At 60.6% G+C, this 23,333-nt stretch carries 19 protein-coding genes; all 19 read left to right on the forward strand.

Features of this window, described 5'->3' with window-relative positions; genetic code table 11:
- Positions 1-32: 32 nt before the first annotated feature.
- The 19 genes from VF515_07165 (at position 33) to VF515_07255 (ending at position 23,298) form a co-directional block, all read left to right on the forward strand.
- Positions 33-2,618 (forward strand): ATP-binding protein, encoded by a 2,586-nt coding sequence (locus VF515_07165; protein HEX7407417.1) that lies wholly within the window; start codon positions 33-35, stop codon positions 2,616-2,618.
- 120 nt (positions 2,619-2,738) lie between these two features.
- The gene (locus VF515_07170; protein HEX7407418.1) at positions 2,739-4,088 is read left to right on the forward strand and encodes a glycine--tRNA ligase; all 1,350 of its coding nucleotides are present in this window, start codon (positions 2,739-2,741) and stop codon (positions 4,086-4,088) included.
- Positions 4,089-4,196: 108 nt separating this feature from the next.
- The gene (gene ppdK, locus VF515_07175; protein HEX7407419.1) at positions 4,197-7,025 is read left to right on the forward strand and encodes a pyruvate, phosphate dikinase; all 2,829 of its coding nucleotides are present in this window, start codon (positions 4,197-4,199) and stop codon (positions 7,023-7,025) included.
- A gap of 226 nt (positions 7,026-7,251) precedes the next feature.
- Positions 7,252-8,946, forward strand: coding sequence for a type IV-A pilus assembly ATPase PilB (pilB, locus tag VF515_07180; protein HEX7407420.1), 1,695 nt, complete (start codon positions 7,252-7,254; stop codon positions 8,944-8,946).
- Between the two features lie 11 nt (positions 8,947-8,957).
- The gene (locus tag VF515_07185; protein ID HEX7407421.1) at positions 8,958-10,091 is read left to right on the forward strand and encodes a type IV pilus twitching motility protein PilT; all 1,134 of its coding nucleotides are present in this window, start codon (positions 8,958-8,960) and stop codon (positions 10,089-10,091) included.
- Positions 10,092-10,192: 101 nt separating this feature from the next.
- Positions 10,193-11,413 (forward strand): type II secretion system F family protein, encoded by a 1,221-nt coding sequence (locus VF515_07190; GenBank protein HEX7407422.1) that lies wholly within the window; start codon positions 10,193-10,195, stop codon positions 11,411-11,413.
- Positions 11,414-11,419: 6 nt separating this feature from the next.
- Positions 11,420-13,495 carry a sigma 54-interacting transcriptional regulator gene (locus VF515_07195; GenBank protein HEX7407423.1) on the forward strand — a complete coding sequence of 692 codons (2,076 nt, stop codon included), beginning with the start codon at positions 11,420-11,422 and terminating at the stop codon, positions 13,493-13,495.
- Between the two features lie 495 nt (positions 13,496-13,990).
- Entirely contained in the window at positions 13,991-14,383 is a 393-nt protein-coding gene (locus VF515_07200) for a prepilin-type N-terminal cleavage/methylation domain-containing protein (GenBank protein HEX7407424.1), read from the forward strand.
- A 199-nt stretch (positions 14,384-14,582) separates the two neighbouring features.
- The gene (locus tag VF515_07205) at positions 14,583-15,521 is read left to right on the forward strand and encodes a hypothetical protein (GenBank protein HEX7407425.1); all 939 of its coding nucleotides are present in this window, start codon (positions 14,583-14,585) and stop codon (positions 15,519-15,521) included.
- Complete coding sequence (locus tag VF515_07210) at positions 15,505-16,443, forward strand: ABC transporter ATP-binding protein (protein ID HEX7407426.1); 939 nt, start codon at positions 15,505-15,507, stop codon at positions 16,441-16,443. Before VF515_07205 ends, VF515_07210 begins: the two co-directional genes overlap by 17 nt.
- 151 nt (positions 16,444-16,594) lie before the next feature.
- Positions 16,595-18,358: a tetratricopeptide repeat protein gene (locus tag VF515_07215; protein HEX7407427.1), complete on the forward strand. Its 1,764-nt coding sequence runs from the start codon at positions 16,595-16,597 to the stop codon at positions 18,356-18,358.
- Positions 18,355-19,122: an ABC transporter permease subunit gene (locus VF515_07220; GenBank protein ID HEX7407428.1), complete on the forward strand. Its 768-nt coding sequence runs from the start codon at positions 18,355-18,357 to the stop codon at positions 19,120-19,122. Before VF515_07215 ends, VF515_07220 begins: the two co-directional genes overlap by 4 nt.
- 74 nt (positions 19,123-19,196) lie before the next feature.
- Positions 19,197-19,400 carry a tetratricopeptide repeat protein gene (locus VF515_07225; protein ID HEX7407429.1) on the forward strand — a complete coding sequence of 68 codons (204 nt, stop codon included), beginning with the start codon at positions 19,197-19,199 and terminating at the stop codon, positions 19,398-19,400.
- A 3-nt stretch (positions 19,401-19,403) separates the two neighbouring features.
- Complete coding sequence (locus tag VF515_07230) at positions 19,404-20,171, forward strand: A24 family peptidase (protein HEX7407430.1); 768 nt, start codon at positions 19,404-19,406, stop codon at positions 20,169-20,171.
- Between the two features lie 124 nt (positions 20,172-20,295).
- The gene (locus VF515_07235; protein ID HEX7407431.1) at positions 20,296-20,739 is read left to right on the forward strand and encodes a GspH/FimT family pseudopilin; all 444 of its coding nucleotides are present in this window, start codon (positions 20,296-20,298) and stop codon (positions 20,737-20,739) included.
- 2 nt (positions 20,740-20,741) lie between these two features.
- Positions 20,742-21,086: a type II secretion system protein gene (locus tag VF515_07240; protein HEX7407432.1), complete on the forward strand. Its 345-nt coding sequence runs from the start codon at positions 20,742-20,744 to the stop codon at positions 21,084-21,086.
- Positions 21,032-21,688: a hypothetical protein gene (locus VF515_07245; GenBank protein HEX7407433.1), complete on the forward strand. Its 657-nt coding sequence runs from the start codon at positions 21,032-21,034 to the stop codon at positions 21,686-21,688. The genes VF515_07240 and VF515_07245 overlap by 55 nt, the downstream gene beginning before the upstream one ends.
- 53 nt (positions 21,689-21,741) lie before the next feature.
- On the forward strand, positions 21,742-22,806 hold the full coding sequence (locus VF515_07250) for a hypothetical protein (protein ID HEX7407434.1): 1,065 nt from the start codon (positions 21,742-21,744) through the stop codon (positions 22,804-22,806).
- A 117-nt stretch (positions 22,807-22,923) separates the two neighbouring features.
- A complete protein-coding gene (locus VF515_07255) occupies positions 22,924-23,298 on the forward strand; it encodes a response regulator (GenBank protein ID HEX7407435.1) in 375 nt (124 codons plus the stop codon).
- Positions 23,299-23,333: the final 35 nt, after the last annotated feature.

The following is a 23,333-nucleotide window of genomic DNA, read 5'->3' on the forward strand; positions in this document are numbered from 1 at the left end:
CAAGGTGAGCCGCCGCGCAGTAGACTGTCGTCGTGGGTTTCAGCGTGCGCCTGCCTCGCCTCAGCCTCCCGCGCTTGGCGTTGGCTCAATACTTGAAGCATGACCTGATTCGACAAACGGCTTATGTGGTCCTGGTTGTCCGCGCGGCTGAGGGCCTTGCTGCGTGGATCCTGTTCAATGAAGTGTTCCTACCGGATGAGCCGGACGCGTGGCCCATGCACTTCGTCTTCCTCGGCTATTTCATAGTCAACTCCTTATTCTGCCTGCGCTACCGGGCCGGGCGGATCACCAGTGCGGGGGTGTTGATCGACATCGCGGTCAACGTGGGTACCATGACCCTCGTGGCGGGCTGCACCGGGGGCGTCGCGAGCCCGGTTGCGCTGGTCAGTCTGTTCAAGATCGCGGGCTATGCCTTCATCTTCACGCCGCGAGCCGGGGTTGTGGCGATCGGGATGACGCTGGTGGGATTTGCCGGTCTAGGCGTGGTGGAAGATGCCGGGTGGTGGAACTTGGCTTCCGTCTCCATGTCACCGGAGACGGAACGTCGGATCGAGTCCGTCTTTCGCGTGTCCGTTCTCAGCATGATCCTGGGGGCATCCGCTTGGCTCTTCAATCAGCTTGCCGACAAGGAAGGGCAGGTCGGCGCTGAGACCCAGCGCGCGCGCGAAGCGGCGGAGCGCGAACACGCGGCGGCCAGTGTTACCGGCGCCCTTCTGGCGGTGAGCGAGGCCGTGAGCCGGCTCACCAGCCTGGATGAGATTCTCACCAAGGTCGTTGACCTAGCCCCGCGTGTGCTCGCAGTAGACTACTGCGGCATTTTTCTCTGGAGCGAGGAGACCGCCACGTACCGGAGAGCCGCCGTTTCCGGCGTCGAACCGGCGCTGGCGGGGCAGCTCACCAGCGTGAGCTTGAGTCCGGCTGACGTGCCCGATCTCGAGTGGGTGCGGCGGTTGGGCCACTGCGCCGTGATTGCACCACAAGGCATCTCCCTTCTCGGCGTGCCTGAAGCACCGACGCTGCTGGCGGCGCCGCTGCTCAGCGGTGGGCAGTTTTTCGGTGTGCTGCAGTTTGGCAGACGCGTTGGCAACGGGAACTTTACGCAGCGTGACCTCACCATCGCAGACGGCGTTGCCAGCCAGATGGCCGTTGCCTTGGAACGGGCGCGGTTGGTGGAAGAAAGCCGGCGCCTGGCGCGTGCCGTCGAGAGCACGGACGAGGCGGTGCTGATCACCGACCCCCAGCGCCGTGTGGTGTTTGCGAACCAGGCCTTCCTCGAGATGTTCGGGTACGCGCGGGACGAGGTACTCGGACGCGACGCCGTGACATTCGGCGCCGATACGTCGGAGGAATGGCTGCGGGAAGTACGGCGCTCCGTCTTCGATAGAAAATGGCGTGGTGAAATGCTGGCCCGGCGCCGGGACGGCTCGACGTTCCCGGTGACGCTCAACGCCAGCCTGATCCGCACGGACGACAATCGCATTCAAGGTGCCGTCGTGATCATGGACGACATCTCCGCGCAGAAGAAGATGCAGGACCTGCTGCAGCGAGCGGATCGTTTGGCGGCGGCGGGGGAGTTGGCCGCCGGTGTAGCACATGAGGTGAACAACGCACTGGCGGGTATTCTGGGGCAGGCGGAGCTGGCGCAGCAATCAGGGGACGTTGAGGTTTTGCGTGCGGCCATGGCCCGCGTGGAAACCCAGGGGCGCCGCATCGCGGAGATCGTTCAGGGGTTGCTGGGATTTGCCCGCCCGCGGCCGCCGCAACAAGAAGGCATCGATTTGCGGGCGCTGGTGAATGACACCTTGCGACTCATGGCTCACGAACTCGGTCGCGACGGCGTCCGCAGCGAACTGCGTGTTGCCAGCGGGTTGCCGCGCGTCTTGGCCGACGCCAAGCAGATCCAGCAGGTCTTGGTCAACCTCTTCACCAATGCGATGCAGGCGATGGAGCCGCGCGGCGGTTCCCTCCTTGTCAACATGATGTTGAATGGCGCCGCCGTGTGGACGGAGATCCAGGACCAAGGGATCGGCATCCCCCCCGAGCTGTTGCCGCGCGTCTTCGATCCGTTCTTTTCAACCAAGGAGAAGGGGACCGGGCTGGGGCTCAGTGTCAGTTATGCGATCGTCCGTGCCCACGGTGGCGACCTCACGGTACGCAGCACGGTAAACGCAGGTACGACCTTCACGCTGAAACTGCCGGCGGCGGTGGGCGCTGTCCATACCGTGTTGCTGATCGATGACGATCCCGATGTCGCCGAAACCCTCAGCGATATGTTGCGGCGCGAGGGGCTGACCGTGCGCACTGCGACCACCGGAGGTGAGGGGCTGGCGATCCTGGCGCGTGAGACGTTCGACGCCATTTTCCTGGACGTGCGTCTACCCGATATCTCTGGACAAGAGGTGTACGCCCGTTTGGCGGTGGACCGGCCCCAGCTGGCGCGGCGCGTCGTCTTCGTGACCGGGGGTTTGTGGCGCATCGGCAGCCGTGGGTTGCGCGAGACGCTCCCGGCACAGCCTACCTTGAGCAAGCCATGCACGGCGGCACAGATCCGCGAGGTGCTGCGCCTGGTATCGGGCGCGGCTGACGCCAGCGACCTCCCCAACGCCGCCGAAGGCTGAAAGGCGGCCTGGGGTATCCATGGATCCGTAGCTTACCACCCCGGTCCCGGCACGGGGCCAATCCGGATGATTTGCTGCTCCGCTATCGACATGGTAACAAACCTCCTTCGGTCGAGCACAATGAGTCGTACTGTCACTATGGAGAAGATCGTGAACCTCGCCAAACGGCGCGGGTTCGCCTTTCAATCGAGCGAGATTTACGGCGGTCTGGTCAGCTGTTGGGACTACGGGCCGGTTGGAATCGAACTCAAACGTAATGTGAAAGAAGCCTGGTGGCGCGACATGGTGCTGACGCGAGCAGACATTGTCGGCATCGATTGTGCGATCTTGATGCACCCGCGGGTGTGGGAGGCCTCCGGACACGTTGCCGGCTTCACCGATCCCATGGTGGACTGCAAGAAGTGCAAAGGACGCTTCCGTGCCGATAAGTTGGCCGACGCACACTGCCTGGAGAAGCCATCCAAGCACCCCGGGGAATGTGGGGGTGAACTCACCAGCGTCCGGCAATTCAATCTCATGTTCAAGACGTTCATGGGCCCGGTTGAAGATACGGCCAGCGTGGTATTCATGCGGCCGGAGACCGCCCAGGGCATCTTCGTGAACTTCCTCAACGTGCAGAATTCCTCGCGCCTGAAAATCCCGTTCGGCATCGCGCAGATCGGCAAGTCCTTCCGCAACGAGATCACCCCCGGGAACTTCCTTTTCCGTACGCGGGAGTTCGAACAGATGGAAATGGAGTTTTTCGTCCGGCCAGGAGAGGACGAACACTGGTTCGAGTACTGGCGGGAAGCCCGCCTGAACTGGTACCGCACCTGGGGGATTCGAGAGCACAACCTCCGCCTGCGACCGCATGAGAAGGACGAGCTTGCCCATTACGCCAAGGGGTGTGTTGATGTCGAATACCAGTTCCCGTTCGGTTGGTCCGAGCTGGAAGGCATTGCCAATCGTACCGACTTCGATCTGAAGCAGCATGCCGCCGCCAGTGGTAAGGACCTCAGCTACTTCAACGAGGAAACTCGGGAACGTTTCATTCCCTACGTGATCGAGCCGGCGGCGGGCGCTGATCGTGCCACGCTGGCGTTTCTGATCGACGCATACGACGAAGATGAGGCCGACGGTGAAGCCCGTGTGGTGCTGCGCTTTCATCCCCGGCTCGCCCCAGTGAAAGCCGCCGTCTTCCCGCTGCTGCGCAAGGGCGGACAACCGGAGAAAGCCCTTGAGGTGCGCGATCTCTTGGCGGCGCACCTCCCCGTCCAATATGATCAGGCGGGGTCGATCGGACGTCGATACCGTCGGCAGGACGAGATCGGTACGCCGTGGGGCATCACCATTGACCATCAAACGATGCAAGATCAGACTGTGACCGTACGTGACCGTGATTCCATGCAGCAAGAGCGCATTCCTGTCGAGCGCCTCGCCGATGTGCTGAAGCACCGCATTGGCCTGCCGTGGAAACCGCCGGTACAGTGAGAGCGGCCGTCGCGTTTGGTACGTAGGCGGCCAGCCAGACGGCATCAGGCGGGATCACCCCTGAAGGAAAGGTGAAAGCAGATGGCTCGTAGTCGAGGGCGTAGCGTTATGAAGGGTAAAGGCAAGGCTAAAGCAGAACCTCGCGCCTTGAAGCGGGCAAAACCACGACCGCGCCCGCAAGCGCGCCGCCGCGTCGCAGCGAAACGACTGGTCTTTGCGTTCGAGGCGGGCCGTGCCGACGGTAATGCTGGAATGAAAGCGTTGCTCGGTGGCAAAGGCGCCAACTTGGCCGAGATGGCGGTGTTAGGGCTGCCCGTGCCCCCGGGATTCACGATCTCCACCGAGGTGTGCACGTATTTCGATCAACACAGCCACCGCTATCCGGCGGCCTTAGAGGCGGAAGTGAAGAAGCAACTCGCTCGCATGGAGAGAGGCCTCGGGCGACAATTTGGCGATCCCAAGAATCCGTTGCTGGTCTCTGTGCGTTCGGGCGCCCGGGCGTCGATGCCAGGAATGATGGACACGATTCTCAACCTTGGCCTCAATGACGACACGGTGCAGGGGGTGATCACAGAGAGCGGGAATCCGCGATTTGCGTACGACTGCTATCGCCGCTTCGTGCAGATGTACGGGGACATCGTTCTCGGGCTGAAGCCGCAATCGAAGACCGAGATCGACCCGTTTGAGGCCATAATCGAGCAGAAGAAGCAACAACGCGGCGTCCACCTCGATACCGAGCTGTCGGCAGAGGATCTGCGTGCGCTGGTGGGAGAGTTCAAAACGGCGATCAGAGAACGGCGCGGTGTGGAGTTCCCGGAGGATCCCTACAAGCAGCTCTGGGGCGCCATCGGCGCCGTGTTTGGCTCGTGGATGAACGACCGGGCGATCGCGTATCGCAAGATGAACGACATTCCTGAGACCTGGGGGACTGCGGTGAACGTCCAGGCAATGGTGTTCGGCAATCGCGGCAACGATTCCGGGACCGGTGTCGCCTTCACGCGAGACCCTGCGACCGGCGAGAATGTCTTCTACGGTGAGTTCTTGATGAACGCGCAGGGAGAAGACGTCGTGGCCGGCATCCGGACGCCGTTACCAATTGCCGAGCTCGAACGCGAGAACCCGGAAATCTACGGACAACTGGCGAAGATCCGTCGCACATTGGAGCGGCACTACCGTGAGATGATGGACATCGAGTTCACTATCGAGCAGGGGCGGCTCTACATGCTGCAGTGTCGGGTGGGGAAGCGGACCGGTGCGGCGGCCATTCGTATCGCCGTCGACATGGCGAAAGCGCGTTTGATCACGCCGGGCGAGGGGCTCTTACGCGTCGAACCCGACCAACTCAATCAGCTGCTCCGTCCAACCTTCGTTGGTGCCGAGAAGGAACGGGCGGTGCGTGAGCACCGGTTTCTGACACGCGGGCTCAACGCTGGGCCGGGCGCGGCCACGGGGCGCATCTCCTTCCATGCTGAAGACGCCGAAGCCGCCGCCGCCCGCGGCGAACGGGTGATCCTGGTTCGGATCGAGACATCGCCTGAGGACATCCGTGGCATGGCCGCCGCCCAGGGTATCCTCACGGCCCGCGGTGGTATGACGAGCCATGCCGCGCTCGTCGCTCGGCAAATGGGCAAGGTCTGCGTTGCCGGCTGCGACGCGCTGACGATCGACTACGAGGCCGGTCAGATGCGTGTGACGGGAACGGACGCCGTGTTGAGGGATGGAGACAGCATCTCCATCGATGGCACCACGGGCGAGGTGTTTCTGGGGGAAATCCCCACCGAGCCCAGCGAGGTGGTGCGCGTACTCGTCGACCGTACGCTCGATCCGGCGCGTGCGCCTCTCTACCAGCTATACGAACAGCTCATGAAGTGGGCAGATCGCGAGCGGCGGCTCAAGGTGCGCGCCAACGCGGATCAAGGTGACCAATGCGCCAACGCCATCGCGTTTGGTGCGGAGGGTGTCGGGCTGTGCCGTACCGAACACATGTTCTTCGGCGAGGACAAGATTGGACCGATGCGCGAGATGATCCTGGCCGAAACGTCCGACGAGCGCCGCGCCGCCTTGGGCAAGTTGCTGCCATTGCAGCGGCGAGACTTCGAGGGCATCTTCCGAGTCATGGGTGGTCGCCCCGTGACGATCCGTACCATCGATCCGCCATTGCACGAATTCCTCCCACATGAGGCCGCCGGACAAGAGGTGCTGGCGCAGGAGATGGGGATTTCAGCCGAACGCATCCGTGAGCGGATTGAAGCGTTGCATGAGTTCAACCCAATGTTGGGCTTTCGCGGCTGCCGCCTGGGCATCATTTATCCCGAGATTACCGAGATGCAGGCGCGTGCGATCTTCGAAGCAGCCGCCAACATGGCGAAGTCGGGCATTACGGCGGAGCCCGAGGTGATGATCCCGCTGGTGGGACACGTGAAGGAACTGAAGCTGCAGGCCGATATCGTTCGGCGGGTTGCGGCAGAGGTCATGGCAGAGAAACGCGTCCGCCTGCAATACTCCGTCGGCACGATGATCGAAGTGCCGCGTGGCGCACTCACTGCCGATGCCATCGCTACTGTTGCAGAGTTTTTCTCTTTTGGAACAAACGATCTCACACAGACCACGCTTGGCGTATCCCGGGACGACGCCGCCCGTTTCCTCATTCCTTATGTCCGCGACTTCGAGATCTACGCGCGGGATCCCTTCGAGTCGATCGACCAGGACGGGGTGGGCGCACTCATGCGTACTGCCGTAGAGAAGGGGCGCAAGGTGCGGCCGAAGTTGAAAATCGGGATCTGCGGCGAGCATGGCGGCGACCCGCAGTCGGTGATGTTCTGCGACCGGATTGGCCTCGATTACGTCTCCTGCTCGCCTTTCCGGGTGCCGATCGCTCGCCTTGCGGCCGCACATGCCGCTTTGGGCGTGGGCACAGGTCCAGGGGCGACGGAGTGAGCGCCGCTTCTCCGTTCCGGTAAGATGGGCAGTCGTGGACGCACCCGGATCGTCGGCATTATCGACTATCCGGGTGCGTCCACGCTGTGGGGGGTAGTGTCGAATGCCGCCCTTGGTGCCAGCTTGGAAGGCCAGGTCGCCTCAATCACGAAAAATTGACAAGCAGGCACTCCCTCAGTAGCGTGGGTATGGGTGATACCGTGCTAAAATTCGGTTTGCAGGGCGTATGATCACACGTTTGGGCGAACTGCTGGTTAAGCGCGGACTGATTACGTCGGCGCAACTCACCAAGGCCTTGGAGGAACAGGCCACCGGTACGAGCGCCTTGAGTTCCGTGTTGGTCACGGCGGGATTCATCAACGAAACCGACCTGGCCGCCTGCTTGCAGAAGGAATACCGGCTCTCGCTGGTGGATCCGTCGGCCATGAATCTGCCTGCCGAGGTGCTGCGGTTGATTCCCGCCACCTTGGTGCAGCGGCATCATCTGATTCCCATCAACTTGAGCGGCTCGTCACTTACCGTGGCGATGTCTGATCCCTCCAATCTGGTGGCGATCAATGAGGTGAAATTCCTCACCGGGTATGACGTGAAGGTGGCTGTGGCGTGCGTGTCTTCCATCAGCGCCGCCATTGAAGAGCACTACGAGGAGGGTGCGGACTACGACGACGTCCTGACGGAGATCGAGAGCGAGGACGTCGAGGTCCTCGACAAAGGTGAGGAGGTCGACCTCAAGGAACTGGAGCGCGCGACAGAAGACGCTCCGGTCGTCAGGCTGGTCAACGCCATCCTCACTGCCGCGATCAAACGGCGCGCCAGCGACATTCACCTGGAGCCGTTCGAGCGCATGTTTCGCGTGCGGCTGCGCGTCGATGGCGTGCTAGAGGAGATCATGCGGCCGCCCCTGAAGCTCAAGAACGCCATCACGTCACGAGTAAAGATCATGTCGGCACTCGATATTGCCGAACGGCGCTTGCCACAAGACGGCCGGATCAAACTGAAGTTGGACCGGAGACAAGAAATGGATTTCCGCGTCTCGGTCTTGCCGACGCTTTTCGGCGAGAAGATCGTGCTGCGATTGCTTGACAAGTCGAACCTGCAGCTCGACATGACCAAACTCGGATTCGAAGAGGGGGCGCTGAAGGACTTCAAGGATGCGATCTCCAAGCCGTACGGCATGGTGCTCGTGACCGGCCCCACGGGAAGCGGTAAGACGACGACCTTGTACTCGGCATTGTCGGAACTCAACAAGATTGGATCGAATATCTCCACCGCGGAGGATCCGGTTGAATTCAATCTCGTGGGGATCAACCAGGTACAGATCCATGAGGAAATCGGATTCAGCTTCGCCAATGCCTTGCGTGCCTTTCTGCGGCAGGATCCAGACATCATCATGGTTGGCGAGGTGCGCGACTTCGAGACCGCGGAGATCGCCATCAAGGCGGCACTCACAGGACATCTGGTGTTGAGCACCGTGCACACCAACGATGCGCCATCGACGATCAACCGTCTTCTCAACATGGGGGTTGAGCCGTTTCTGGTGGCGTCCTCGGTCAACTTGATCCTGGCCCAACGACTGGCTCGCGTGGTTTGCAGTGGCTGCCGCGAACCGGTGGAGTTGCCCCACCAGGCATGGCTCGATATCGGTGTGGGGCGGGACGAGATCGGTTCGTTCAGCTCCTTTCATGGGGTCGGCTGCCCGCAATGTAATGGCACCGGCTACCGCGGCCGTATCGCGTTGTATGAGGTGATGCCGATGAGCGAGGAACTCCGAGATCTGGTGCTGAACGGGGCCTCGGCGGCGGAAGTCAAGCGTTGTGCTGTGAATCTCGGCATGAAGACATTGCGGCAATCCGGCATCGGCAAGTTGAAAGAAGGGGTCACGACGGTGGGAGAGGTGGTTCGTGTGACCATGCCCGATTAGGCGGGCCTGCCATGGTGGACGAGACCTTTTCCCCCGAAGGCGACCGGACCGAGGCTTCGGCTCCGGCCAGTATCCAGGGTTTCCTGGAAATGATCGTGCAAAATGGCGCGACCGATCTCCATGTTTCAAGCGGCAGTCCGCCGCTCATGCGTGTCGCGGGGAAGCTGACCCCGCTCCCATTCCCGTCGCTCACGGCCAGCGAAACGAAGAACCTTTGCTACAGCCTCCTGACGGAGAGTCAACGGCATCGCTTCGAAGAAGAAAACGAACTGGACTTTTCGTTCGGCATTCGTGGCTTGAGCCGTTTCCGAGGCAACCTCTTCGTACAAAAAGGTACAGTCGGCGGCGCGTTTCGCCTAATCCCTTACGAGGTTAGAGGGCTGGCTGAGCTAGGGCTGCCGCCGGTGGCTGGCGAGTTGACTAAACTGCCGCGCGGGTTGGTCCTGGTCACAGGCCCAACAGGGAGCGGTAAATCTACCACGCTCGCGTCCATGATTGACAAGATCAACCGGGAGCGCCAAGAGCACATCGTTACGGTCGAGGACCCGATCGAATTTGTCCACGAGCATCGCAAGTGCCTCGTAAATCAGCGGGAAGTCTTCGCGGATACGCACGGGTTCTCCCAAGCACTTCGGCATGTGCTGCGCCAGGATCCTGATGTCGTGCTGATCGGTGAGATGCGAGATCTGGAGACCGTCGCCTCAGCGCTGACCGTTGCCGAGACGGGTCACTTGGTACTCTCCAGCTTACACACCAACTCAGCGGTACAGACGATCAACCGCATCATCGACATTTTTCCCTCCAATCAGCAGCCGCAAGTTCGCGCCCAGCTGTCCCTTGTACTCCAAGGCGTGGTCTCCCAGCAGCTGATCCCTCGGCTCGACAGTCGGGGGCGGGTTTTGGCGGTAGAGATCATGATTCCCAACCCCGCCATCCGCAATCTCATTCGGGAAGAGAAAATCCATCAGATCTATTCGCAGATGCAGATCGGGCAGCTCAGATTCGGCATGCAGACGATGTCGCAATCACTGGTCGATCTCCACCAACGCCGGTTGATTTCGTACGAAGAGACGGTGGGGCACGCCACAGAGCCAGACGAAGTGCGCGCGGTGCTTGGTGGGTCTCCAGGTTCTGCGCACCGCTGAAGCATCTGGCACGTAGCGTGCTTTAAACCTTACTTCAGAAGGACGACAGTAGGCGAATGAAGGGAATTCGCCCACTGCTCCTCTCACGGCGAGGTAAAAAAATGGCGGTTTTTGTATGGCAGGGCGTTTCCGCGCGAGGAGAGGTACTGAGGGGGGAGATGGAGGCCCCCACCCGTGACGCCGTATTGATCCGATTGCGCTCGCAGCGCATTCAGCCGGTTCCGGCGAAGATCAAGGAAAAGGGAAAGGGCCTCAACAAAGATATCACCATCCCTGGCTTCGGAGAATCCATCAAGGGTCGCGATATCGTGATCTTCACGCGCCAATTGGCGACGATGATCGATGCCGGTCTGCCGATCGTTCAGTGTTTGGATGTGCTGGCCGCCCAGTCGCCGAACAAAAAACTCCGTACCCATATCCGACAGATCAAGGAAGAGGTGGAGTCAGGTTCGACCTTTACCGATGCATTGCGCAAGCATCCGAAACTATTTGATGATCTGTATGTCAACATGGTCGCCGCAGGCGAAATCGCCGGTATTCTGGACAGCATCCTGCATCGGCTGGCGGGTTACATGGAAAAGGCCATGAAACTCAAGAGCAAGATCAAGGGGGCCATGATCTATCCGGCGACAATCGTCACTGTGGCCGTGAGTGTAACCGCGGTGCTGCTGATTTTTGTGATCCCGGTCTTTGCGGAGTTGTTCTCGAGTTTCGGCCAAGCCTTACCGGCCCCAACGCAATTCACCATCAACTTGAGCAATTTCACCATTGCCTACTTCAAATACATCGCTGCCGTGACCATCGCGGTAGGTGTGGCCGGCCGGCAATTCTATAAAACCGAAGGCGGACGGCTGATGTTCGATCATCTGTTTCTGCAGATGCCGGTGTTTGGTGATCTGTTCCGCAAATCGGCGGTCGCCCGCTTTACCCGGACACTCAGCACCCTCGTGTCATCTGGTGTTCCGATTCTCGATGCGCTTGCCATAACGGCACGAACAGCCGGCAACAAGGTGGTCGAGCGTGCTGTGCTGGCGACCCGGGTGAGTATCAGTGAAGGCCGAACGATTGCTGAGCCTCTCGCGCAGAGCAAAGTCTTTCCCCCCATGGTGTGCCAAATGATTTCGGTCGGTGAGACGACCGGTGCGCTCGATGCCATGCTGCAGAAAATCGCCGAGTTCTACGAGGATGAGGTCGATAGCGCCGTGTCCAATCTCACGGCGTTGATGGAACCGTTGGTGATCGTGTTCTTGGGGGTGGTCATTGGAGGCTTGGTGATTTCAATGTACCTGCCGATTTTCAAACTGGGCTCCGTCATCGGCTGATTCGTTGTGACTGGTTCAGTTCTAGACCCGGCGGAACAGCTGCGCGGCCGGCTGGAGCGGTTTCTCTTCTTCCGCGTGGTGCTGGCGTCGTTGTTTCTCGGGGCGCTGGCGCTCGCACTCCTGCTGAGCGGGGGGCAGCAGTACGCCGTTTCTATTGCCGTACTCCAACTCAGCATCGCGGCCACATATGCCCTGACCATTCTTTCTGCGGTATTGGTCCTGCGTCTGAAGCGGCTCTTGGTGTTCGCCTATTTGCAGGTGGCGTTTGATGTGGCGTTGACCACCGGCGTCATCTTCGTGACCGGCGGTAGCGACAGCCCGTTTGGGTTTCTGTACAGCCTCGTGGTCATCAATGCGTCGATGCTGCTGTCCACGCCGGGAGCGATTGTGGCCGCCTCAGTTTCTTCGATCGCCTACGCGGCACTTGTGCTGGCCCTGAATCTCGGCTTGATTGCTCATCCGGCGTACCCGTTTCAGCCCAGCCCGATCGACCTGCAATTCTCCGTCCGTTTCGCCATAACCAATGTCACATTTTACTTGATTGCATTCCTGGCCACGCTGCTGGTGCGCCGGCTGCACCAAACTGAAGAGCTGCTCGAAAAGGGGGAAGCGGAACGCGATCGGCTGGCTTCTGTGCAAGAGGCGCTGGCACGCCACATCGGGAGCGCCCTGGTTACCACCGATGCGGAGGGTCGCGTCAGTTCGTTGAACTACGTTGCTGAAGAGTTGGCTGGGGCCCGCGCGCTGGAGGTGATCGGCAAGGACATTGGGACTATCTTTACGCCTCTGCGGCAGACGGCAATCGGTCGGCTGCAATTTCTGCAGTCTTCGGGCAGCATCCAGCCGACCGAGTTTCAACACCGAACCGATACGGGCCGACAGCTGATCTTGCGCTGCTCCACGGTCGTACTGCAGGACACCTACCGCAATCCGATTGGTGCCCTCTTCATTCTGCAGGATATCACTGCGTTGCGTCAACTCGAGCAGCGCCTTCAAGCCGAAGAAGGAAACTCCGCTGTCGAGGAAGAAATCGCAATCGGGGAGGAGGCCTCGACCGATGGTCTGATCGGTACCAGTGCCGCCATCTGCCGTGTGCGCGAATTCATTGATAAAGCTGCAAGAAGCGACGCGACACTCCTGGTTACCGGTGAGAGCGGAACAGGAAAAGAACTGGTCGCGCGGGGCGTGCATGCGCGCAGCGCGCGGCGTGACCGGCCATTCGTTGCAGTCAATTGCGGTGCGATTCCGGCCAACCTCATCGAGAGCGAGCTGTTTGGCCACGTCAAGGGCGCCTTCACCGGGGCGGCAAGCGATCGTGCCGGACTGTTCCGCATGGCAGACAGCGGGACCATTTTCCTCGATGAGATCGGGGATCTTCCCCTCCCGTTGCAGGTGAAGTTGCTGCGCGTTCTCCAGGAACGCACCTTCACGCCGGTTGGTGCCGACAATCACGTGACTGTCGATGTGCGAGTGGTCGCTGCTACGAATCGACAGTTGAGCGAAGAGGTGCAAGTCGGCCGCTTCCGTGAGGACCTATTCTATCGCTTGAATGTGTTGACCCTGGAGTTGCCACCGTTGCGCGAGCGACGCCAGGACATCCCGTCCTTGGTTCGGCGGTTCCTTCGGCAGTCTTCTGAGTTCCACGGAAGGCGCGTAGAGCGGCTCTCGGTGGCGGCTTCGCGGCGTCTGCAAGCATACGATTACCCGGGTAATATCAGGGAACTAGAGAACATAATCGAGCATGCGGTGGCACTGTGCGACGGCGAGACGGTTCATGAGGAACATCTCCCTGGTTACATGCTGAAACCTGGCGTAAAGGGTGGGTGCGAGAGTCCATCTATTGCAATGTCTCCAGCCGTGGTGCCGCCGATTCGTGCGGCTGGAGGAATCGACAACCTGGAAGACAACCTGGCTGCCTACGAAAAAGCCATATTACTGCGCGCACTCAGCGATGCGGGCGGAGTGAAAAAGCGGGCCGCGGAGCTTCTCGGAATCAACTATCGCTCGTTTCGCCATCGGCTACAGAAATACGGGCTCGGAGGATTAGCGGCGTCCGAGCATGCCGAGGATGTCGCAGGGTGAACTGCGAAGCGCCGGCTCAGATGATCAGGGATCGCGTCAAGAAAATCACGGTGAACATTTCAGTAATCATCCGGCTGAGCCCCCTCAGGCTCCTGGGTTCTGATCTGGGTCATGGGCGATGTGCTCTATCAGACTCTGTGACGCCCACAATCCTGTCGGAGTCCGATACGCGAAAGACGTGTGGCGTGACGGCAAAAGATGGCCCGCCGGCAGCGTACAAGTGGGCTGCGTCAAAAAAGTCGCGGACAAAATATGTCAACTGCGTAAAGAAAGTAGCGTTTTTGACTGTGCGATCCGAGCGAAGGCGGCATTCGGCTTCGATCGAGTTCTGAATCAGTGGTGGTACGTGCCTTGCTTTGGTCACTGGTGTTGGAGGTTATCGACGAAGCAAGCCCACGCCCCGCTTGGATGACTTGACACTGGTGCAAATGGCAGAATTCGCCACTCAAACGGACGACAAAAAAAGAAGAGAATAGGAAAGGATAGGAGGACACAATGAAGGCAATAGGGAATAAGGGTTTCACGTTGATCGAACTGCTGGTGGTAGTGGCCATCATCGGTATCTTGGCGGCCATCGCCATTCCGCAGTTTGCTGTCTACCGGCAAAAGGGGTTCGACGCCCGGGCCGAGTCTGACCTGCGCAACGCGGCCACTGCCGAAGAGGCGAACTTTGCCACGAATCAGGCCTATGTGACCTGTACGACTGCTGCGCTCTGCGGCGGAACATCGACCACGACAGGGCTCCTGCCAGGCTACAAGCCATCGGCCGGGGTCGACCTTGCGATGGCGATCGTTGACCCCTCATCGTTCTCGGGCACTGCGACCCATACGGCCGGCACTGGCAAGATCTGGAACTACCTGAGCGCGTCTGGTGGTCTTCAACCGTAGCGCGTCTGGTGGTATTCAGTAGACGGTCGCGAAAAATGGGACCGTGGGGACGGGCGTTCTGCCCGTCCCCATTTTTTTGCTCGCCTACCGCCAGCCCAGGGAATTCCACTGCCCCAATTGCATCCGATGGCCGTGGACTAAAGCGATGCATTCTTCGTCGAGTTGCGATCCTCCCCGGCATTTGTCATGGAATCAAGGCGTGGAACACAAGGCTCAAACTGCGGCGCGTCTGGCGGTGGTCTGGATCGCGATCGGGTTACTGGCGGCGGCGGTGATGCGGGCCGACGGTGCGCTAGGCCGGCAGTTGGAGGTTAGCGCCAAGCCAAGCGAGCTGATTTACCTACCGCCGACGCCTTTTCTGAAGGCAGTCTGCCTTGGTTACCAGCACGCCTTGGCGGATGTTCTGTGGTTCCGCACGATCAGCTATTTCGGGCGACATTATCGGGACGATCGCCTCTACCCGTGGCTTGCAGGAATGTGCAACGCCGTCACAGACCTGGATCCGGCGGCTGAGTACGTCTACCGCTTCGGTGGACTCATTTTATTATGGGAAGCCGATTTCACCGATGCCGGCATTGCGTTGCTGGAAAAAGGGACGCAGAACATCCCGGCATCCTGGGAACTGCAGTACATGCTCGGGTTTAGCTACTACTTCTTCAAAGACGACCTGGCGGCGGCGAGCCGTACGCTGCAGGCTGCCGCCTTGTTGCCTGATGCTCCGGAATTCGTGAGCGGTTTGGCAGCGCTGACGCATGCGGCGCGTGAAGGGGCGAGCCGGGCCATAGACTTCCTCACGGAAGTGGAACGCAACAGCACCAGCGATGAAATACGCAAAGTGATTCGCCAGCGCATTCGCGAGCTCACGCTGTCTCGGGATATTGAGGCGCTACAGGCGGCGACCGAGGCTTTTGCGAAGCGGTTCTCACGCCAGCCGATGGCTCTCGAAGAGCTCGTCAGTACGGGGATGCTTGCTTCGATTCCGCCGGAGCCATTTGGGGGACGATATCTTTACGATCCACAGACGAGGCGAGTGCAGAGCAGCCTGGGTCATCAGCCGCGGCACCTGAGCAGCAGCCGAAAGCGTGAGCAGCTTCTCAAACGGCTAGGTCAGGAGAGCGATCATGGGTCTCGTCCTTGAGCTCATTGAGCTCACCAAGCACTTTCGAACGAACTGGATGTTCCGCACGGTCCGTGCCGTGGACCGTCTCACGCTGTCGGTAAAAGACGGCGAGGTCTTCGGGCTTATCGGCCACAACGGATCAGGCAAGACCACTACCTTCAAATTGCTTGTGGGATTATTGCGACCGACGCATGGCGTTGTGCTTTGGGATGGTGCGCCACTCGAGTGGTGCCAACCGCGCGGCTCGATCGGGTTCGCGCCGGAACAACCATACTTCTACGATTACCTGACCGTGCGGGAGACATTGAATTTCTACGGTCAACTGTACGGTATGAAAGCGGCCCAGCGCTGGCAGCGTGTCAATGCCCTGGGGGCGGAGCTTCAGATCGCGCACAAGATGGACGCGCCGATCCGGACGCTGTCGAAGGGCACTCTGCAGCGCGTCGCGGTTGCGCAGGCCATCATGCAGCAGCCCCGGCTCGTCATCCTCGATGAGCCAATGTCGGGACTCGATCCCGCCGGGCGCAAGCACATGCGTGAGTTGATCCTGTCGCTCAAACAAAACGGGACGACGGTTCTTTTTTCTTCCCACGTGCTGAGTGATGCCGAAGCGCTTTGCGATCGCGTCGCGATTCTCGTCGAAGGACAATTGCGGGAGGTCGTCGAGCTAGGCCAGGACGCCGCCGCTCCGACATCGTATACGCTGGTGTGCGTCGAGGTGCCCAGTCAGACCCTGGCCGCGCTGGGGCGCATTGCCGTGGCGCCGCCCGCTGGCGGACCCAAGCGCTGGACCGTCAAATGCGCAGACCAGGTTGCGGTTCGTGCCGTTCTTGCAGAGTTACAGGCTGCCGGCGCATATGTGGAAGCCATTATGCCGGAACGGCCAACGCTCGAACAACGGTTTATGCACCATGTTGGAAAGGGCGCTGCTGCGGACTGACTTCATATATGCCTGTCTGGGTCATGGGCGCGCACTGCACCGTTACCTGCTGCCGAGTGGCAGTTCGGCGAGATCGTTTGCCCGTACCGTGCGCGCAGAAGCCCAATCTGCAGCGCCCAGGGCGCCCGTGGTTCGGGCGCGTACATGCGAGATGAAATCGACGGCGACGCAGCGGACAATCTCGAAGCGTGCCCTGCTCTTGCTGGTCGTGCTTGCCATGTTTCCGTACGCCAATGCCTTGAACGCTGGCTTTACCTTCGACGACGAGGCCGACATCCAGAAAAACCCCGCCATCACAGGTGGCCTTGACTTGGCGCGGATAGTTGCTGCTCCATTTCCTCCCGGCACGATATATCGTCCGTTCGCCGTGTTGACCTTTGCTCTCAATGAGAGGCTAGCGCCGGGGAACACCGTCGCGTACCACGGTGTGAACGTCTTGTTGCACGCGGGTGTCGCTGTTCTCGTTTTCGTTCTCGCCAGACGCCTGTTCGGTTCGGTTCGAACTGCGCAGATTGCTGCCGTGCTGTTCGCGCTCCATCCGGTCCACACGGAAGCGGTCACCAGCCTGGTTGGCAGGACGGAGCTGTTGGCGGCTCTGTTTGGCCTGGCAGCGATCCTGAGTATGGACCGAGCCGATACCGCCGCGCATTGGCCGGCGCGGGTCAGCTTGTACCTGCTTTCGCTCACAAGCTTCTCGCTCGCCTTATTCAGCAAGGAGAGCGCGCTGGTGGTCGTGCCGCTCATCCTATTGTTTCGCATCGCCCGTCGTAGGGAGCCATTGGTGACAGGCCTTGTGACCCAGTTGGGCAGCCTCGATTGGGTTCCGTATGCGCTGTGTGCGGGTGTCTTCCTGTTCTTCCGGTACCTGGTGGTGGGGGGCCTGATGGTGAACACCCCCACTCCACTCGACAATGCACTGGCGTTTGTTCCGTGGAGCATCCGCGTTCGTTCCGCCCTGGGTATTCTCTGGGATTACTTCGGGCTTCTGAACTTCCCCCTCGTACTGGCCGCAGATTATTCTTACGCACAGGTCCACATTATCGATACCTGGACCACCCCGAGGTTCGTGGCCGGGCTAGCGTTAGGGGTGGCTGCAGGGTGTGTGATTGTACGTGATCGCCGGCCGGCCATTACCTTCGCAGTGGCGTTTCCGTTCGTTGCGTTGTCTCTGACCTCCAACCTGTTATTTCCTGTTGGCACGATCAAGGCGGAGAGGCTCTTGTATTTCCCATCCGTAGGGTGGGCGCTTCTGGTCGCGTTCGGATTCGATCACCTGACACGCGTGCAACGGTACCGTCCGATCATCATCGGGCTCTTAGCGATCCTGGTTGGAGCTTTCGCGCTTCGCACTTGGACGCGGAATTCGGACTGGCTCGACGATGCGACCCTCTATCGCAGCATGGTACGCAGCGCGCCGAACAGCGCCAAAGCGCACTACAATATGGGGGTCGCCTTCCAGAAAGAGGGCGCTGACGCGGCAGCCATTGCCGAATTTCGTCGCGCGCTGGAGATCTATCCCTATGATGCCGGTGCCGGCGCACCGTTGGGGATCGGGATCTCCTACGAGAAGCAGGGGCGTATGGATCAAGCCATTGAGTGGTACAAGAAGGCCTTGGACCTCGAGCCGGAACTCGGCGGGGCGCATACCAACCTGTGCCGTGCCCTGTTGCGCGAGAGGCGGTTTGACGAAGCGGCCACTGCGTGCCGCAGGGGTCTACGCTACTCTCCCAGCGACGCCAATCTGCTCAAGTGGCTGGGGGCAAGCCTCGTCGGCGCGGGAGAGATGGGGAAGGGGGTCGCGGTGTGGCGCCGTTCACTCGCGCTCAACGAACAGGATGAAGAATTGCGTGACCGCCTGGCTCAGCTAGAGTCCGCCAGTGCGGGGTCAGATCAGCGCGTGGTGGCGCCGCGATGATGATCCTCGCCATAGCCCTCAACACCAGTCGAGAGGCTATCCGTAACAAGGTTCTCTATTCCATCCTGCTCTTCGCCTGTTTGGTGACGGCGATTTCTGCGGCCTTCGGATCGGCGTCGATCGGCGACACCAGCAAGTTTGTCAAGGATTTCAGCCTGTTCAGCATCTCCCTTTTCGGCGTGGTGACGACCGTGGTGCTGGGTGTCACGCTGCTCCACAAAGAGCTGGTGAAGCGCACCATCTACAACATCCTATCCAAACCGGTGGCGCGTTGGCAGTTTCTTCTGGGCAAGTTCTTGGGACTATTCGTGACCCTGGCGATCATGATGCTGTTGATGACCACGGCCCTGTTGGTCCTGCTGTGGTTTCTGGAGCACCGCATCGACTGGGAGCTGTTGCCGGTGATCGGTGCGATGATGCTGGAACTCACCGTGCTGCTGGCAGTGGCCATCTTCTTCTCCTCGATGGTCGTCACTCCGACGCTGGCTGGGTTGTTCACTGTCGGGACGTTCATCGCCGGCCGCTCGTCGGCGGTGCTGGCGTACTTCTTCAACGCCGAGCAGCCGGTTGCCTTGCGATACGCCATCAAGGTGCTCTACGTTGCGCTGCCGCACCTCGACCGGTTGTACGTGGCAGACCAAGTTGTATCTGGCGTGGCCCTTCCGGCTTCCTATTACCTGTACGCTACGGTGTACGCGCTGGGGTACGTTACGCTCTTGTTGCTGCTCAGCATGGTGATCTTCCGTCGCCGAGAATTTCTGTAGGCGCGCTCAATGATCCCACCGGTGCCATTGCGCACCAGATGCTTGGCCGGGCCTACTATGGCGGTGGTGATTCGGTGAATGCTGAACGCGAGCTGGTGGTGGCGCTGCGGCTTTCGGACCATGATCCTGATACCTACTTGTATCTGGCGAAGGTGTATGCTGGCCGCGGCGCCACGGCGTTGGCGCGGACGCACCTGCGGCGCTTTCTCGAGCTGGTACCCGGCGACCCAGAAGGGTTAGAGTTGCTGACGACGATCACTAGTGGCGATGGAGCCTAACCAATGCTGTATCTGATGGCCTTTGTCAGCGGGGCAATGATCGGGAGCTTCCTCAACGTGTGCATTTACCGCTTGCCGGCAGGCGAATCGATCGTGTTTCCATCCTCTCACTGCCCCGCTTGCGGCGTGCCGATTTCTTACCGCGACAACATTCCGCTGCTTGGCTATCTGCTGCTGCGCGGGCGCTGTCGCGCCTGCGGTGGCGCGATTTCCCTTCGCTATCCCCTCGTGGAGGCACTTACCGGTGTCGCCATGGTGCTGCTCCTGTATCAATTCGGTGTCTCCCCAGCGCTCGTGGTGTACGGCTTTTTCGTGGCGGCCCTGATCGTCATCAGTTTCATCGATTTGGATCATCAGATCATTCCGGACGTCATTAGCCTGCCGGGTATCGTCGTCGGCTTGGTCTGTTCGGCCCTCGGCCAAGGTCCGCCGTTTGTTGCCAGCGTGCTTGGCGCCCTGGTCGGTGGCGGCATCTTGTATGCGGTCGCCGTTGGGTACCACGCTATCACTGGGCGGGAAGGCATGGGTGGGGGCGACATCAAGTTGCTGGCGATGATCGGCGCCTTCCTTGGCTGGCGCGCCGTGCTTGTGACCCTCCTTGTTGGCTCTTTTTCTGGCGCCCTTGTCGGGGTTGCCTTGATCGCGGCCCGAGGTACCGATGCCCGCATGCCGATTCCGTTCGGCCCGTTTCTCGCCCTGGGCGCAGTCTGCGCGCTTGCCTTCGGCGAGCGATTGATCGAGTGGTACCTGCGCTTTGCGTTCGCCATGTAATTATCTCCCGGTGTTGTCACGTCGCCTGCCCACTTGCAACTGTACCGTCTTATGCAGTAGTATTTGCGCCTGATAGTGTAGGTGTCCGCCGCATTGCCGCAATGCGTCGGGGGCGTGTCGTCGTATGGGTAGTGGCAGGGGATTTTCTCTCTTGGAGTTGATCGTCGTTCTGTCGCTCGTGTCGATTCTGGCTGGGCTCGGCGGGCTGGCGCACCAGACGTTGCGTCCGCGGTTGAATCTCAGCATGGCCGCCCGGGAACTGATGATGGACTTGAAACTGGTGCGGATGCGTGCGGTCGCGGAGCATGTCAATTACCGCATCGTGTTCCCTGACGGGAGTGCGAGCTATCAGCCGCAGCGCAAGGTCACGGGCGGTTACAAGAATGAGGGTCGTCCCGTATCGCTTCCTCGTGGCGTCCTGATCGCTGACTGCACGGCGCGCGACGGGGCCATCAGTTTCGTGCCGCGGGGTAACGCTGGGAGTTTCGGCACCGTGACGATTCGCAACGAGACGGGCGAAGAGCGCCACGTCAGCGTCAACATTGCAGGCCAGATGCGGGCGTACTAGTCGTGGAAGGCCCTACGGTCAAAGGGTTCACCTTGGTGGAGCTGATGGTGGCGCTTGTCCTGCTGTCTGTGGCTGCGCTCGGGCTGACGAGCACGCTAATCAGCACGCACCGGGCGTTGAGAGTCAGCCAGAAATGGATGGAAGCGACGCAGTTGGCGATCGAGGGCATCGAACAGCTACGCGCTGGTCAGGTTCCCGCCTCGGCGCCAAGCGCGGGGGCCTTTGCTCGCTCTGCGGTCATCGTACCCTGGGACGGGCATTTCGGATTGCAGCAACTGGAGGTGACGGTGTCATGGAACGATGGCGAACAGCACAGGTTCCAGCTGGTAACATTGGCACGCCGCTGAAGCCAGACCTCGGCACTCAGCGCGGCACGAGCTTGGTCGAGCTGCTCACCAGCATGGTGTGCGTCTCGCTGTTGATGGCGATGTCCTACGGTTTTGCCTGCAACGCCTTTTTGAGCGCGCGGGTACAGGAGGGGAAAAGCGACGCTCAGGAGGTGACGCTCATGGCGATCGACCTTCTGACGCGCGAAGTGCGCATGGCCGGCTTCAGTGCCGCGGGGAAGCCTGTGATTGGTGTGCGTGTCGCTGCCGCAGAATACGTGGAAGTGGCGAGCGACTTCGACGGAGACGGCGATAGCGACGAGGCCAACGAACTGATCGCGTATAGTTATAATGACAACAAGCACCAGCTCGTCCGGGCCACCGGTGGCGCCAGTCCACAGCCGTTGGTGCCGAACGTGCCACCGGGTGGGCTCCGATTTTCGTACTTCGATGCAAGCGGAGCCGAGATTCCCGTGTCCGCCGGAACCCTGCCGCTCGAACAGCGTCGGCGTATTCGCCGCGTCGACGTTGTGTTACGCACGCAGTCGGCGGATGCCGACCCGGCCGGCGCGTTGCCGTCTATCTCCACGGTGTCGAGCAGCATTTGCCTCCGCAACCAGTAGTCAGATCGATGACTCAGCGCGGCACCGCATTGGTCGTCACTCTGAGCATTATCATGGTCCTGTTGCCTCTGGGGGCCTACCTGGTCCTGCAGTGCCGTACGGATCTGATGATTCAGCGCAATTTCCGCAACGAAGTGGAGGCGTTCTACGTCGCCGAAGCCGGACTCGATCACGCCGTTGCTGACATCCCCCCGGGGCAGTCTTTCGACGATGTTCTGGCCGGCCCTGACGGCATCGCCGGCACCGCCGATGATGGCCTTTTTCCATTCAGCGAGGGAGCGGCGGGTGAGTTCCCGTATCCGCCGTTTCACTATGAGGTGCGCGTTACCCCGACCGCAAACAACTCGCTCTCCATTCTGAGTCATGGCACCGGGAAAGACGGCGCTACCAAAGTGGTCGGGGCATTGGTCTCGCGCTCCCCGCTCCCCTTCACTCCAGCTGCGCTATATGTCCAGAACAATATGGGACGAGTGGAACTCGGCCCTGGCACGTTCTTGTTGTCCGGGTTGGACCATCGTCTGGATGATACACCAGAGAAGCCGAGCGGAACCGCGGCGCCGGTCCCTGCTTTGGGCAGCCCAGATGGCGAGGCGGAGTCGGCGTTGCGAAACCATCTGCCCGATGAACTCGCCGGGCGCTTCCTCGGTGCCGGTGGCCCTCCGAGCATAGCCGTGACTCCGCCTTTCGATGTTGGGGCGCTGGCGTTGCGATTGGCTGACCAGCCCCAATGCGCCAGATTCGGTGCCGTCGCCTCCGGTGAGTCGCTGGAATTCGGAACGCCACGCGTACCGCAGATCTCGCTCGTAAGCGGCGACGTCGAGGTGCCCGGTCGCCTTGTTGGCAATGGCGTGCTCGTCATTCAGGGCACTTTGCACGTCGGCGGCACGTTCGACTTCACCGGAATTGTGATCGCGTTGGGGGGGCTGGTCTTTGACCCGTCAAGCAATGTCGAGATCGCTGGCGCGTTCTGGCATGGAAGGACAGAGGACGAGCGGCTGCGGCTGCTGGGGACGGGCGCGATCATGTACAGTAGCTTGGCCCTTGCCGGCGTCGACAACGCATTCCCCGGACTGCTTCCTCATGCGGCGGTCGTGACGGGTTGGGTCGAAGAGTTGTAAATCCTCCCGTCTTGGGAGTAACGAGCTAGGCGTAATGCGGGGGCCGGCGGGCTTTGCAAGCGGCAGGGTCGGGCGATATAAGATAAGAAGGCGTTTGTCCCTGCCTATGGAGAGAAAATGGCAAAGAAAATTCTAGTCGTGGAAGATGACACTGACAACCGCCGCATCGTCGCTAAGGTGCTCTCCGTCGAAGGCTACCGTGTCATCGAAGCGACCGATGGAGTCGAGGCCCTCTCCCAGGCGCGGAGCGAACACCCCGATTTGATTCTCATGGACCTGGCCATGCCCAACATAGATGGATGGGAGGCGACACGACAATTGAAGGGCGATCCCCAAACGCGCAGTATCCCCGTGGTGGCGCTGACTGCGGTTGCCATGCGTGGCGATGAAGAGCAGGCCCGTGCGGCTGGCTGCGACGACTACCTCCCAAAGCCAGCCCGGCCGGTTGCCATTCGTGCCATGGTGAAGAAATACACCGGCGGAGCGGCCTGACCCAGCAGCCTCGTTAGGCTGCGGAGGCAAAAGAC

Source organism: Candidatus Binatia bacterium, assembly GCA_036382395.1.
Lineage (GTDB): Bacteria > Desulfobacterota > Binatia > HRBIN30 > HRBIN30 > JAGDMS01.

Coding starts and splice junctions, on each gene's coding strand:
- ppdK (HEX7407419.1), top strand. CDS start 4,197: ATGAAGGGTAAAGGCAAGGCTAAAGCAGAACCTCGCGCCTTGAAGCGG.
- VF515_07170 (HEX7407418.1), top strand. CDS start 2,739: ATGAGTCGTACTGTCACTATGGAGAAGATCGTGAACCTCGCCAAACGG.
- VF515_07245 (HEX7407433.1), top strand. CDS start 21,032: ATGGAACGATGGCGAACAGCACAGGTTCCAGCTGGTAACATTGGCACG.
- VF515_07200 (HEX7407424.1), top strand. CDS start 13,991: ATGAAGGCAATAGGGAATAAGGGTTTCACGTTGATCGAACTGCTGGTG.
- VF515_07190 (HEX7407422.1), top strand. CDS start 10,193: ATGGCGGTTTTTGTATGGCAGGGCGTTTCCGCGCGAGGAGAGGTACTG.
- VF515_07255 (HEX7407435.1), top strand. CDS start 22,924: ATGGCAAAGAAAATTCTAGTCGTGGAAGATGACACTGACAACCGCCGC.
- VF515_07230 (HEX7407430.1), top strand. CDS start 19,404: ATGCTGTATCTGATGGCCTTTGTCAGCGGGGCAATGATCGGGAGCTTC.
- VF515_07210 (HEX7407426.1), top strand. CDS start 15,505: ATGGGTCTCGTCCTTGAGCTCATTGAGCTCACCAAGCACTTTCGAACG.
- pilB (HEX7407420.1), top strand. CDS start 7,252: ATGATCACACGTTTGGGCGAACTGCTGGTTAAGCGCGGACTGATTACG.
- VF515_07235 (HEX7407431.1), top strand. CDS start 20,296: ATGGGTAGTGGCAGGGGATTTTCTCTCTTGGAGTTGATCGTCGTTCTG.
- VF515_07220 (HEX7407428.1), top strand. CDS start 18,355: ATGATGATCCTCGCCATAGCCCTCAACACCAGTCGAGAGGCTATCCGT.
- VF515_07250 (HEX7407434.1), top strand. CDS start 21,742: ATGGTCCTGTTGCCTCTGGGGGCCTACCTGGTCCTGCAGTGCCGTACG.
- VF515_07215 (HEX7407427.1), top strand. CDS start 16,595: ATGAAATCGACGGCGACGCAGCGGACAATCTCGAAGCGTGCCCTGCTC.
- VF515_07185 (HEX7407421.1), top strand. CDS start 8,958: ATGGTGGACGAGACCTTTTCCCCCGAAGGCGACCGGACCGAGGCTTCG.